Annotated in this window: 9 protein-coding genes, 1 tRNA gene and 3 rRNA genes; 2 read left to right on the top strand and 11 right to left on the bottom strand. The window is 38.2% G+C overall.

The features are described from left to right. Positions 1-34 precede the first annotated feature (34 nt). The 11 genes from E0D87_RS06075 to E0D87_RS06025 form a co-directional block, all read right to left on the bottom strand. The gene (locus E0D87_RS06075) at positions 35-256 is read right to left on the bottom strand and encodes a YdbC family protein (RefSeq protein WP_004834313.1); all 222 of its coding nucleotides are present in this window, start codon (positions 254-256) and stop codon (positions 35-37) included. A gap of 106 nt (positions 257-362) precedes the next feature. Beyond that, positions 363-1670, bottom strand: coding sequence for a GH25 family lysozyme (locus E0D87_RS06070; protein ID WP_130819747.1), 1308 nt, complete (start codon positions 1668-1670; stop codon positions 363-365). Positions 1671-1824: 154 nt separating this feature from the next. Continuing rightward, positions 1825-1941: ribosomal RNA gene (gene rrf / locus E0D87_RS06065) — 5S ribosomal RNA — on the bottom strand. 165 nt (positions 1942-2106) lie between these two features. Next, positions 2107-5173, bottom strand: a 23S ribosomal RNA gene (locus E0D87_RS06060). 239 nt (positions 5174-5412) lie between these two features. After that, positions 5413-5488, bottom strand: a tRNA-Ala gene (locus tag E0D87_RS06055). Positions 5489-5602: 114 nt separating this feature from the next. Continuing rightward, positions 5603-7129, bottom strand: a 16S ribosomal RNA gene (locus tag E0D87_RS06050). The 16S, 23S and 5S rRNA genes sit together here with 1 tRNA gene alongside, the layout of an rRNA operon. A gap of 314 nt (positions 7130-7443) precedes the next feature. Continuing rightward, positions 7444-7929 (bottom strand): peptide-methionine (S)-S-oxide reductase MsrA, encoded by a 486-nt coding sequence (msrA, locus tag E0D87_RS06045; RefSeq protein ID WP_130819746.1) that lies wholly within the window; start codon positions 7927-7929, stop codon positions 7444-7446. Then, positions 7926-8405 carry a threonine/serine exporter family protein gene (locus tag E0D87_RS06040; RefSeq protein WP_130819745.1) on the bottom strand — a complete coding sequence of 160 codons (480 nt, stop codon included), beginning with the start codon at positions 8403-8405 and terminating at the stop codon, positions 7926-7928. Before E0D87_RS06040 ends, msrA begins: the two co-directional genes overlap by 4 nt. Before the next feature lie 9 nt (positions 8406-8414). Continuing rightward, positions 8415-9200 carry a threonine/serine exporter family protein gene (locus E0D87_RS06035; RefSeq protein ID WP_130819744.1) on the bottom strand — a complete coding sequence of 262 codons (786 nt, stop codon included), beginning with the start codon at positions 9198-9200 and terminating at the stop codon, positions 8415-8417. A 5-nt stretch (positions 9201-9205) separates the two neighbouring features. Then, the gene (locus tag E0D87_RS06030; protein WP_130819743.1) at positions 9206-9979 is read right to left on the bottom strand and encodes a DnaJ domain-containing protein; all 774 of its coding nucleotides are present in this window, start codon (positions 9977-9979) and stop codon (positions 9206-9208) included. Between the two features lie 109 nt (positions 9980-10088). After that, a complete protein-coding gene (locus tag E0D87_RS06025) occupies positions 10089-11864 on the bottom strand; it encodes an ABC transporter ATP-binding protein (RefSeq protein ID WP_130819742.1) in 1776 nt (591 codons plus the stop codon). Between the two features lie 107 nt (positions 11865-11971). Between E0D87_RS06025 and E0D87_RS06020 the strand changes: the two genes are divergently transcribed. After that, entirely contained in the window at positions 11972-12814 is an 843-nt protein-coding gene (locus tag E0D87_RS06020; RefSeq protein WP_130819741.1) for a sulfide/dihydroorotate dehydrogenase-like FAD/NAD-binding protein, read from the top strand. Next, positions 12801-14186 carry an NADPH-dependent glutamate synthase gene (gene gltA / locus E0D87_RS06015; protein WP_130819740.1) on the top strand — a complete coding sequence of 462 codons (1386 nt, stop codon included), beginning with the start codon at positions 12801-12803 and terminating at the stop codon, positions 14184-14186. Before E0D87_RS06020 ends, gltA begins: the two co-directional genes overlap by 14 nt. Positions 14187-14216 lie beyond the last annotated feature (30 nt).

The following is a 14216-nucleotide window of genomic DNA, read 5'->3' as shown; positions in this document are numbered from 1 at the left end:
AAGGCGATTACATAATGTAATTGCCCTCTTCTCATTAATTAAATTCATCAGCTAAAATATTTTTCAAAACCTCAGCTTCTTCAGTAGTTAGTGTAATTCCCTTGCTCATTCTTGTATGATCTTCATTCCAATCACGAATATCATACTTAGGATCCCTTTCATTCCAAGATACTAGATTAAGTTCCTTAGTCCATCCCTTGGCATTAGTTGAAAGAATTCCAAGATTTTCTACTATATCATATTTAATTCCAGCCATAAAATACTCCTTCTATAAATTTAAATTCAATAATTACTGTATATGTTTATCTATTATAATCAAGTAAAAATAAACTCACCTAGGAATTTCTAAGTGAGTCTTTTCATTATATAGTATTAGATTTTAGCAGCTTATTCACATATTCTTGGATTAGATTATAGTTATATCCCGCATATTCTAGTCTTTTCTGTCTTTCTAGACCATTGCCCCATTTTCCAGAAATTATTTCAGCTGCTACTTTATCATAGCCTTTGTGAGTTTTCCCTGTCATTATTAAAGGATAATCTCTGTACAAGACATTTTTGTCTATATCATAGTTATAACCGTCTACTCCACCTGTGGATGAATATTGCCATGAGTCATAATGGCTCTTATTATAATTAGGATATTTTTGATCTTTTTTCCATTCTGCAATCCAGAACTCGTTATTATCTCTAACTTCTTTAGTTAAGTATTCACCCGCAAACCATGGATAGGAATAGATACCAGCTACATAGCCATTCCTCCTAATTGCCTTACAAAAAGCATCCGCTACTTTTGATATTTGATTCTTGGTAGATTTTAGCTGCCTATCATGATCCTCTATATCAATATATATTGGTAGTGAAACTTTCTTATTTTTAACTATGTCTAGGACAAAATTTGCCTCAGCTATAGCTTCTTCCTCTGTTATAGCTCTGGAATAATGATAAAATCCTAGAGGAATCCCCCTTTTATTTAGCTCGTGATAGTGACGTTCTACAGCTGTATCTTTTCTGTTAACCAAATCCTTGTTTCGTATTGATGCTCTAAGAATAGCTCCATCAATTGAACTAGCTAATTTATCATAATCTATAGCATTCGGTGTTTGATGTACACTCATATCTACTACCTTATCATATATAGGTACTTTTGGATAATAATCTGAGTTTACCAATGGTTTTGTGACATCCATATTAGATTCTTGTTTTCTTTTTTCTTCCTCTCTTTTTTGTCTTTCGTATTCTTCTTGGGCTTTTTTCTTAGCTTCCTCATTTTCTCTGTTATATTTTTCTTTTATTTGTTTATCATAGTCATTTGGAAAACTTGGCAAATCTTCACCTTTTGTTAACGCATCTTTACGAGCCTTAACCCTATCCTTGTCATAACTTAGTCCAGCTTCTGTTATAACATCATCTAGATTTTTATCATTATAATAAACTACATCATTGTCCTTTACACTATAAGAACTAGCCTCATTTATTTCATTCATACTTACAGAATTGGTTTTAGGTTCACTATTAGAATTATTGTCATAAGAATTGCTATTATATGTCTTTACCTCTGAATAGTTGGTCCCATTTAATATATCACCATCTACATCTGCATAAACTATTGTTGGAAAGCCAGCAAAAATTAACAAAGCTAATAACATCCTTTTATTATTTGAGTTCATAACTACTCCTTATATCAATTAATTTACTAAAGTAATTTTATCATATCCACATATTTATTACAAAATTTTCTATAATTCATTACCTTAATCTTGATCCTTATATTTAAAATAAATTTAGATACAAAAAAAGACTGGAATATATCCAGTCTGGTTTGTTTGGCGACTACCTAGTCTCCCGGGAGGTTGCCCTCCGAGTACCATCGGCGTTGTTAGGCTTAACTTCTGTGTTCGGTATGGGAACAAGTGTATCCCTTATGCCATCATCACCATATTTTTGAACCTTCTAAATAGCGTCTAGTATTTTTACTAGACCTCATCCCTACTAGCTACGTCGTAGCTTTCTTACCAATCGCACTTCGTGCTCTTGGGAAAGCCTGACGGCTGACCTACCATCGATTTGCTTTGCAAATCGGGTTAGGGACAAGCAAAAATATTTCCAGTCAAGATTTAAAGTTTAGTATCCATTAGCTTAATACATTACTGCACTTACACCTTGGACCTATCAAAGGTATTTTCTTTACCTACTCTTAGAAATCTTATCTTGAGGCCTGCTTCGTACTTAGATGCTTTCAGTACTTATCAATTCCATACGTAGCTACCCAGCTATGCTCCTGGCGGAACAACTGGTACACCAGAGGTATGTCCATCCCGGTCCTCTCGTACTAAGGACAGATCCTCTCAAATTTCTTACGCCCACGCTGGATAGGGACCGAACTGTCTCACGACGTTCTGAACCCAGCTCGCGTGCCTCTTTAATGGGCGAACAGCCCAACCCTTGGGACCTACTTCAGCCCCAGGATGAGACGAGCCGACATCGAGGTGCCAAACCTCCCCGTCGATGTGGACTCTTGGGGGAGATAAGCCTGTTATCCCCGGGGTAGCTTTTATCCGTTGAGCGATGGCCCTTCCATGCGGTGCCACCGGATCACTAAGTCCGTATTTCTACTCTGCGCAACTTGTAGGTTTTGCAGTTAAGCTCGCTTCTGCCTTTGTACTCTGCGAATGGTTTCCGTCCATTCTGAGCGAACCTTTGAACGCCTCCGTTACTTTTTGGGAGGCGACCGCCCCAGTCAAACTGCCCAACTGACAATGTCCTTTGCCCTGATTCAAGGGTCAAAGTTAGAACTTTAATATTAGAGGGTTGGTATCCCAAGGATGACTCCACCTACACTGGCGTGCAAGTTTCTTAGTCTCCCAACTATCCTGTACGTCTAATCTCAAAGTCCAATATCAGCCTACAGTAAAGCTCCACGGGGTCTTTCCGTCCTAGCGTGGGTAAGTCGCATCTTCACGACTACTACAATTTCACCGGATCCTTTGTTGAGACAGTGCCCAAATCGTTACACCTTTCGTGCGGGTCGGAACTTACCCGACAAGGAATTTCGCTACCTTAGGACCGTTATAGTTACGGCCGCCGTTTACTGGGGCTTAAGTTCTAGCCTTCGCATTCGCTAAGCCTTCCCCTTAACCTTCCAGCACCGGGCAGGTGTCAGCTCCTATACTTCATCTTTCGATTTTGCAGAAACTTGTGTTTTTGGTAAACAGTCGCTTGGGCCTGGTTTCTGTGGCCAGATCGCTCTGGCTCCCCTTCTCCCGAAGTTACGGGGACATTTTGCCGAGTTCCTTAACAAAGGTTCTTCCGCGCGTCTTGGTATTCTCTACCTCCCTACCTGTGTCGGTTTTGGTACGGGCGCTTTGGTCTTGATAGTGACTTTTCTTGGCAATATGGAGTCAGCTACTTCTCTACTCATGTTTTCGATACCTATCAGATTTTAGCCTTAAAGTGTGCGGATTTGCCTACACACAAGCCTTTATCTTTAGACTAGCTATTCCATCAGCTAGCTTAGCTTATCCTTTTGCGTCATCACTTCTCTATAGCGACTTTAAGCGGTACAGGAATCTAAACCTGTTATCCATCGCCTACGCCTTTCGGCCTCGGCTTAGGTCCCGACTTACCCTGAGGGGACGAGCCTTGCTCAGGAATCCTTAGGGTTTCGACGGGGATGATTCTCACATCCCTTCTCGCTACTCATGCCAGCATTCTCTCTTGTATTCGCTCCACTGTTGCTTTCGCTTTGGCTTCTTCGCTTATACAATGCTCCTCTACCACTGATAGAGGTATTAAATCTAGACATAAAGTTTGGAATACTTGTTTGACGTTTTTTTACCAGGTTATATTTTTTAATCTTATATAACTGTTCGGTGATAATTGAGTATTTTTTTATTTACAACTTACCTTTTGGTTTACGTAATTTGATGTTTTTTACTCGTTTATCTTGATTGTTTTAATATTTCCTAGTTCAAGTATTTCTTTCTTTATTTCGTAGATTTAATTCCTCTATCAATCCGAAGCTTCGGTACTGGATTTTAGCCCCGTTCATTTTCGGCGCAAACCCACTTGACCAGTGAGCTATTACGCATTCTTTAAATGCATGGCTGCTTCTAAGCCAACGTCCTGGTTGTCTTAGTAGATTCACATCCTTTTCCACTTAATCCAGATTTGGGGACCTTAGCTGTCGGTCTGGGCTGTTTCCCTTTCGACTTAGAAGCTTATCCCTCTAAGTCTGACTCCTTGACTTGATTTTTTGGCATTCGGAGTTTGATAGGTTTCGGTACGGTAAGCCGCCCTAGACCATTCAGTGCTCTACCTCCTAAAATCTTTCGTCAAAGGCTAGCCCTAAAGCTATTTCGAGGAGAACCAGCTATATCCGAGTTCGTTTGGCTTTTCACCCCTAACCACAACTCATCCGATACGTTTTAAACCGTACCCGGTTCGAGCCTCCAGTGAATTTTACTTCACCTTCACTCTGGTCATGGATAGATCACCCGGTTTCGGGTCTATTGCATTAAACTTATTTGCCCTATTAAGACTCGCTTTCGCTATGGCTTCATCTCTTAAAGATTTAACCTTGCTTAATACAATAACTCGCTGGCCCATTCTACAAAAGGTACGACATCACACTTTAGTGCTCTGTCTGCTTGTAGGCGCTAGGTTTCAGGTTCTATTTCACTCCCCTTTCGGGGTTCTTTTCACCTTTCCCTCACGGTACTTGTTCGCTATCGGTCACATGTTAGTATTTAGCCTTAGGGGATGGTCCCCCTATCTTCACAACGGATTCCTCGTGTCCGGTGCTACTTTCCTCCTAGGTTTATTTAAGATTCGTTTACAAGACTGTCACTTTCTTTGGTTCATCTTCCCAGATGATTCAACTTCTTAAATATTCCACTATTGGATTAGGCTCTTTTCTGTTCGCTCGCCGCTACTTGGAAAATCGAGTTTTCTTTCTTTTCCTCCTGTTACTTAGATGTTTCAGTTCACAGGGTCTTGCTTCACAAGACTATGTATTCATCTTGTGATGACTGTGTCTTCCACAGCCGGGTTTCCCCATTCGGAGACCTAGTGGTTAGTGCTTTTTGTGAGCTTTCCCTAGTTTTCGTTCACTTACGTCCTTCGTCGCCTTCATGTGCCAAGGCATCCACCTTGCGCCCTTTGTTTCTTGACTGGAAATATTTTTTGCTATTTAGTTTTATGCCTAAGCTGAGTGGGTTCGAAATCTTTGATTTCGAATTATTTTAGAATTTGTCGCTTTAGCGTCAAATGATAAAATAACGTTACTTACTAATAACTTTTTCACTTCTTTAGGCTGGTTCGATTTTGAGCTTACCGTCTCTTCGTATTAATATACTCAGCGTTTGAATCCACTCCGTGGTGGGTCCTCTCAAAGCCGGACGGACTTGCTCATGGTGGAGATAAAGAGATTCGAACTCTTGACCCCCTGCGTGCAAGGCAGGTGCTCTCCCAGCTGAGCTATATCCCCATGCTTAATGATGTTTATTTGTTTTTAGATTAAAAATACCTTAATATTTTAATACCAACGATCTTTATTTTCTTTTCTGTGTGAGAAGCTAGCGTACCAGCTTCTCATCCTTAGAAAGGAGGTGATCCAGCCGCACCTTCCGATACGGCTACCTTGTTACGACTTCACCCCAGTTACTGACCCTACCTTCGACTGCTGCTTCCTAAAAGGTTCGCTCACAGGCTTCGGGTATTGCCAACTTCCATGGTGTGACGGGCGGTGTGTACAAGACCCGGGAACGCATTCACCGCGGCATTCTGATCCACGATTACTAGCAACTCCAACTTCATGCACTCGAGTTGCAGAGTGCAATCCGAACTGAGACAGGCTTTTTGAGTTTCGCTTAACTTCGCAGTTTCGCATCCCTGTGTACCTGCCATTGTAGCACGTGTGTAGCCCAAGTCATAAAGGGCATGATGATTTGACGTCATCCCCACCTTCCTCCGGTTTATCACCGGCAGTATTGCTAGAGTCCCCAACTTAATGATGGTAACTAACAATAGGGGTTGCGCTCGTTATGGGACTTAACCCAACATCTCACGACACGAGCTGACGACAACCATGCACCACCTGTAATACAGTCATCCGAAGATGTAGGCTCTTATCTCTAAAAGCTTCAGTATTATGTCAAGACTTGGTAAGGTTCTTCGCGTTGCGTCGAATTAAACAACATGCTCCGCTGCTTGTGCGGGTCCCCGTCAATTCCTTTGAGTTTCACACTTGCGTGCGTACTCCCCAGGCGGAGTGTTTAATGCGTTAGCTGCGGCACCCAGATTATTCCAGACACCTAACCCTCATCGTTTACGGCGTGGACTACCAGGGTATCTAATCCTGTTTGCTACCCACGCTTTCGTACCTCAGCGTCAGTTTATGGCCAGAAAGTCGCCTTCGCCACCGGTATTCCTCCTAATATCTGCGCATTTCACCGCTACACTAGGAATTCCACTTTCCCTTCCATACCTCAAGATGAGCAGTTTTAAAAGCTTGCTATAGTTGAGCTATAGGATTTAACTTCTAACTTGCTTATCCGCCTACGTACCCTTTACGCCCAATGATTCCGGACAACGCTCGGACCTTACGTATTACCGCGGCTGCTGGCACGTAATTAGCCGGTCCTTATTCGTATGGTACTGTCATTTTCTTCCCATACAAAAGATTTTTACAACCCGAAGGCCTTCTAAATCACGCGGCGTCGCTGCATCAGGGTTTCCCCCATTGTGCAAAATTCCCCACTGCTGCCTCCCGTAGGAGTCTGGGCCGTGTCTCAGTCCCAATGTGGCCGTACACTCTCTCAAGCCGGCTACTGATCGTTGCCTTGGTGAGCAGTTACCTCACCAACTAGCTAATCAGACGCGAGTCCATCTTATACCGATAAATCTTTGATCAAATTATCATGCGATTATTTGATGTCATAGGGTATTATTCGTCGTTTCCAACGGCTATCCCCTTGTACAAGGCAGGTTACTCACGCGTTACTCACCCGTCCGCCACTAATCCAATTAAGTTTATTCCGAAGAAATCTTTTAATCTTCATCGTTCGACTTGCATGTGTTATGCACGCCGCCAGCGTTTATCCTGAGCCAGGATCAAACTCTCATATATAGTTTGTTATGAGAATCTTTCCTCGTCCTTCGTCCTCGACCACTCCGTGGAGGGTCCTCTAGGAGCCGGACAGGCTAATTCTGACTCTTTCATTTACATCTGACATTCGTCTGATGCGTGATTTAAATTTTGTTATCCTTTTAAATCAAAAGAATTTTAAGGTTATGTTATTGCTATTTAATTTACTTGGTTCATATCTGTCAGCTATCGCCGACTTATATATAGTACCACGCTTTTTTTCTTGTGTCAAATATTTTTTATGAAAAAATAAGAATGTTTTAAACATTCCTATTTTTAGTCTATTTATAGCTATTTTACACCTCAGGCACATCTAATAAATTCACATGGCAATAGCCATTTGGATTCTTTTTTAGATAATCTTGGTGATATTCTTCTGCTTTTATATAATTTTTAATCTCTTCTACTTCTATTTGAATCTTTTTATCTTCGTCTTTTTGTTTATCTTCAATAAAGCTTTCTACTTTTCCTAAAGTATTCTTATCTGTCGAATATATTCCTGTTCTATATTGCCTACCTGTATCTGCTCCTTGCTTATCAATTGAGAATGGATCTATTATATAGTAGAAATACTCGAGGAGTTTACTAAGACTTGTTAAGCTATCATCGTAAGTTACCTTTACTGTTTCTGCATGATCTGTGTTTTTTAGATTTTCATAGTAGGTTTCTGTTGTATTTCCATTAGCATAACCCACTTCTGTTTCTAATACTCCTTCGATATTTTTAAAATAAGCATCTACTCCCCAAAAACAACCGCCAGCTAAATATATGGTTTGTTTCATTTTTTTCTCCTAAAATAATTTGTATAATTTGTTCTCTTTGTGCCTCTTCTTCTAAAGTTTTTCATATTGGTAGAAAATGATGTCGATAGTAGTACCCCAAAGGCTATTGCTCCTGCTAGAGCCATCGCTTTAAATAATGTCAGTAGGACTAGTGTGTTTTCGTTGTTTATAAAATATTTCATAGTATTAAATATTGCTTCTCCTGGACATAGGTTGATGATTCCTGGAACTATAAATATTACCGCTGGATATCTAAAAGCCTTCGCACAATACTCAGATATAAAAGCTATAACGAAAGCTGATAAAAAGGTCCCCATATAAGCTGAGCCTGTTTTTATCGTTACTGATTTATAGATTAGCCAGCCTATTCCTGCATTCAACCCCGAGATTATCATTGGTTTTTTGGGAGTCTGAAATACTAGACAAAATCCTATAGCACATATAAATGAAATTATAAATTGACTAATATAAAACATTTATCCTCCTTACATTATATAAGTTACAATGGTAATTGGCATAGCAACGCCTAGTGCCAAGGCTGTCGATATGAGTATCGCAGTAGTTGCTCCAGTTAGTCCACTAGTCACATCTCCACTCATAAGGTCTCTCATAGCATTCGTAAGGGTTATTCCTGGCAAAAATGCCATCATTGATGCTATCACAATTTTATCTACTTCTATTGTAGGTATAAATTGTTTAAAGCTAAGAGTTATAATACTTACGACTAAGCCCGCTATGAAATTTACTAAGAAAAATCCAAATTTAGCCTCGTGGAATACGTTACTTATTATATAAGAGACAAGTCCTACAAAAAAAGCAATAAGTACATCTGGAAAGTGTCCGCCAAGTAGCAATAGGAAAGCTCCTGAAGATATAGCAGATCCTGCAACCTGCATCCACATAGGCTGACCTGGATCGTTTTTTATATGCTGTAGTTCTTTCCATGCCTCTTGAAGAGTATAATCTCCTCTAACGAAATTTCTGGAAAAACTATTCACCTTATTTATAAAGTATAAATTATGTGTTCTCGCTTTTACCCTCCTTATATTTGTATGGATTTCATCCTTATAAGAGAAGGATATTATTATGACGTTGGCTGCCGAATAAACATCTACGTCTTTGATATTTTCTTTACTTCTTATTATTCTTTCTACTGTATCCTCAACCCTATAAATCTCTGCACCATTGGCAAGCATGATAGCTCCAGCATTTGAAGCTATTTCTGATAGGATAACAGCACTATCTTGACTTGTTATTATATCTGTTGTCATCGCACCTACCTATAGTTATTTTTGTATTTGTTTATATTTTCTTCTGTCAAAAATTCATAAGCATCGTTTACTTCTTGGAACTTTTCAGTTGCGTTTGGATCCTTGTTTATATCTGGATGGTATTTCTTAGCTAATTTTCTATAGTTTAGTTTTACTTGGTAAATATCAGTGTTATAGTCAAGCTCTAGTGTCTCGCAAGCTTTTTCGTATTTTTCCTTAAAACCTATATCTCTACTTTGTCCGTAGCCTTCATAATAACCTTGTTGGTTGTAACCTTGCCAGTTGCCTTGATTATAATTTGTATAGGTAAATCCCCTAAACATCTCTTCAAATCTTCTGTTCATCTCTTCTTGTCTAGCTCTGGCTTCTTGTTCAGCTTGCCATCTTCTAGCTTGTTCTCTCTCGTATTTGTACTTATTTGAATAATCTGATAAGGACTCATATCCGACCTTTTTTCCTGTTATTAGAGAATCTGCTCTATCATACATCCATTCAGTTAAAGTGTAGTTTCCGTATTTTAACATAGAAATAAACTTAGGTCCCAAGATCGGTATTATCAAAATTATAAATATTACCGTCCACCATTTTCTAGGAATAGCAAGTGCTATTACCGGAAAAAAGAAAAATGTTGAACAACCAAAGACAAATATCAAAAGCAATAATTGCCTTATACTTTCAAACATCATTGTTATTACATTCATTAAATTTATTAAAAAGTTAAATATACTACCCAAAATCGTGGCTAATATATGTAAAACTTTACCGAAAAATTTCCCCATATTATCTCCTATTCTTATATATAGATTATACATTAATACAAGTTAAATTCATCAAGATTAAGAAAAGTTTGCAAAATAAAAGACAGGATTTAACCTGCCTTTTATAAATTTAGCCAAAAAGTTCTTCATTGTTAGAATTGTATAGATTATAATACACTCCCTTTTTAGCTAAAAGCTCTTTATGACTTCCTCTTTCTGCAATACCATCATAGGTTAATACTAATATTTCATCTGCGTTTATTATTGTAGAAAGTCTGTGGGCTATAGTAAGAGTTGTTCTACCCTTGCTTAGTTTTTCAAGAGATGTTTGAACAATCGCTTCGCTCTTGTTATCTAGGGCACTTGTTGCCTCATCTAATATTAGAATTGGTGGATTCTTTAGGAAAACTCTAGCTATTGATATTCTTTGTTTCTGTCCACCTGATAGTTTGACTCCTCTTTCTCCAATATAGGTGTCAAAACCTTCTGGTAAGTCTTTGATAAATTCAGTTGCTCCAGCAAGCTCAGCCGCTTTTATTATTTCTTCATCTGTAGCGTCTTCCTTGCCGTATCTGATATTATCCTTGACAGTTCCACTAAATAAATATACATCTTGTTGGACTATACCTATATTATCTCTCAATGAGTCTATAGTTAGATTTTTAATATTGTCATCATCTACTCTAATCTCACCCTTATCTACATCATAAAATCTTGGAATAAGCTTAGAAATTGTAGTTTTTCCTGCACCTGATGGTCCAACTAGGGCAATATTTTCTCCTACATTTATGGTAAAGGACATATCATCTAGTACATAAGGATCTGCTTCACTAGTGTCAGGATATTTGAAATATACATGGTCAAATTCAATCTTTCCTTTGACATCTTCTAGTTGTCTAGAATCTTCACTATCAAATATATCTCTTTCAAGATTCATGATCTGAACAAATCTTTCAATACCTGTAGTTCCCTTTTCATAAGTATCTGTAAAGTTTATTAGTCTTTCAATGGTTGCAACTAACATGTTTAGATACATGGTGAAAGCTATCAAATCTCCTGCGCTTATATATCCATTTATTACAAATACACCACCTACAAGTATCAAGACAGCATACATTATTCCTGAAAATGCATCCTTGACCATGAAATATTTTGCCATATTGAAATATTGGTCTTTCTTGATATCGGCAAACTTTTCGTTTTCTCTACCAAACTTTTCCTTTTCTATATGCTCGTTTGCAAAGGACTTAACTACTGAAATACCTAGAAGTGTATCTTCTATACCAGAATTTATAGCACCTATTTGCTTTCTGGTATTCATTGTCGCAAGCCTAAATTTTGCTCTTGATTTTCTAGAAACTATATACATTACAGGAATTAGAATGTATATAATAAGTGAAAGTTTCCAATTTATATTAAGAAGTACCACAAAGGAGACCAAAAGCTTGATAGCTCCTACCAAAAATTCCTCTGGAACATGGTGGGAAAACTCTGTAATTTCGTTAAGATCTGTCGTCATCCTAGTCATAAGTTGACCGATTTTTGCCTCATTGAAAAATTCGGTATCCATACTTAATAGATGATTGAATACATCTCCTCTCATATCTCTTTCAATCTTAGCTCCCATAATATGACCGAATGATTGCATTATATATCTTGAAACGACCTCTATAAATTTAGTTGCTACATAAACTATTGCAACTTTTACTACTCTACTTACATCTAGGAGGCCAAGCTGAGCCCAATCTGTAAGATAGGATAGCAATAGAGGAAGGATAAGTTGGCTGACTGTTGTAAGTGCAGCAGAAATCAAATCTATAGTTAGTATTTTCTTATAAGGTTTGTAGTAAGGGATAAATCTCTTGAGCAAATACTTATTCGAAAATTCTCTCTTATTCTTTTGCATTTTTCCTCCTTTTTTATTAACTAAGATATACTCTACTATTTAACTAAGGTTTTTCACCTATATTGTAAATGATCTTGCTATTTGATAATATTATATTAGGAGGAAGTATGGCACGAATTATTGAAAAAACAAACTTAAATGATACTACGATTAAATTTGTAGTCAATGCACCAGCTATTGCAAAAAAAGCCTTGCCTGGACAATTTATCATTCTAAGACTAGATGAAAAAGGTGAAAGAGTTCCTTTTACAATCTCAGAAACAGACGATGAGAATGTTACAATCATAGTTCAAGTCGTAGGTGGTACAACTATGAGAATGAATGAACTAAAGGCAGGAGATGGATTCTTAGATTTTGTAGGACCTTTGGGTAAACCTACTGACCTCGACGATCTCAAAGGAAAAAATGTTTGTGTAGTTGGCGGTGGACTTGGAACCGCAATTGCCTATCCCCAAGCCAAATACCTTCACAAAATCGGAGCCAATGTCGATGTAATAATGGGTTTTAAAAATAAAGACCTAATTATATTAAAAGATGAACTAGAAGAATCTTCTGATAACTTGTACATAACAACAGACGACGGTTCTTTCGGCAAACAAGGATTTGTAACCCAAGTTCTTGAAGAAAATATAAATAATAGCAAAGATTATGACCATGTTCTAGCTATTGGACCTGCTATAATGATGAAAAATGTAGTCAAGGTTACCAAGGAAAGTAACATACCAACAACAGTTAGTATGAATTCAATCATGGTTGACGGAACTGGTATGTGCGGATGTTGTAGGCTAACGGTTGGAGGAGAAATGAAATTTGCCTGTGTAGATGGTCCTGACTTCGATGGTTTCTTAGTAGACTTTGATGAAGCTATGAATAGGTCAAGAAACTATTCCACAGAAGAAAGAGAACATATCTGCAATATAACTGGGGAGGTTAGAAATGGCAAAATTTAATATGGCTAAAACAAAAGTTCCTATGCCAGAACAAGATCCAAAAGTAAGAAACAAGAATTTCGATGAAGTTAGCCTTGGATATACTTTAGAAATGGCAAAAGAAGAAGCCTCACGCTGTATCAATTGCAAAAACCAACCTTGCGTATCAGGTTGCCCTGTAGGAGTACAAATCCCAGATTTTATCCAGTTGATATTAGAAGATGATTTAGACAAAGCATACGAAAAAATAGCCGAAACAAACAACCTTCCTGCCATATGCGGTAGAGTTTGCCCTCAAGAAAACCAATGTGAAGGAAAATGCACCAGAGGAATAAAAGATGAACCCGTAGGGATTGGTAGGCTAGAAAGATTTGTAGCTGATTATAGAAATAACAAAAAATACAATAAACCAGTAGAAGTAACAAGCCAAGGTAAAAAAGTAGCTGTAGTTGGAGCTGGCCCATCAGGCCTATCTGCTGCAGCAGATCTATCCAAACTTGGTTATAAGGTAGTTTTATTTGACGCCTTCCATACAGCCGGCGGAGTTTTAATGTATGGGATTCCAGAATTTAGACTTCCTAAAACCTTAGTTCAAAAAGAGCTAAAAAATGTCATAGGTTTAGGTGTAAAGCTTCAAACTAACACAATAGTTGGTAGAACTCTATCGCTAGAAGATTTATTCAACCAAGGTTTTGAGGCCATATACTTATCAACAGGTGCAGGACTTCCACGATTTTTAAATATTCCTGGAGAAAATCTAAACGGGGTATATTCTGCCAATGAATTTTTAACAAGAATGAATCTAATGAAAGCATACAAATTCCCTGAATATGACACTCCTGTCCACATTGGAAGAAAGGTATGTGTTGTTGGAGGTGGAAATGTTGCAATGGATGCCGCAAGATCTGCCAAAAGAATGGGAGCTGATGTAACAGTTGTCTATAGACGTAGTTTTGATGAAATGCCAGCAAGAGCTGAAGAAAGCCACCACGCCATAGAAGAAGAAATTAACTTCATGAATTTATCCAATCCTGTAGAAATAATCGGTGAAAATGGTTGGGTAAAACAAGTCAAACTTGAGAAGATGAAACTTGGTGAGGCTGATGCTTCCGGAAGAAGAAGGCCTGTTCCAACTGGTGAATATGATATTGTAGACTTTGACTCAGTTATAATATCCATAGGTCAATCACCAAACCCACTCATAAAGCAAACCAACTCAGACATATCAACCGAAGATTGGGGCGGAATTATAATAGATGATACAACAATGACTACCAAAGATGGAGTCTTTGCAGGTGGAGATGCAGTAAGCGGTGCTGCAACTGTAATCCTCGCCATGGGAGCTGGCAAGAAAGCTGCCAAAAATATTGACAAATATCTTAAAAATAAGTAAGAAAAAAGAGATCCAAGCAAGGATCTCTTT

The sequence above is a fragment of the Anaerococcus vaginimassiliensis genome (genome assembly GCF_900626155.1).
Taxonomy (GTDB): domain Bacteria; phylum Bacillota; class Clostridia; order Tissierellales; family Peptoniphilaceae; genus Anaerococcus; species Anaerococcus vaginimassiliensis.
Note: the sequence above shows the minus strand (reverse complement) of the source record. Positions and strands in the feature narration are given on the sequence as shown.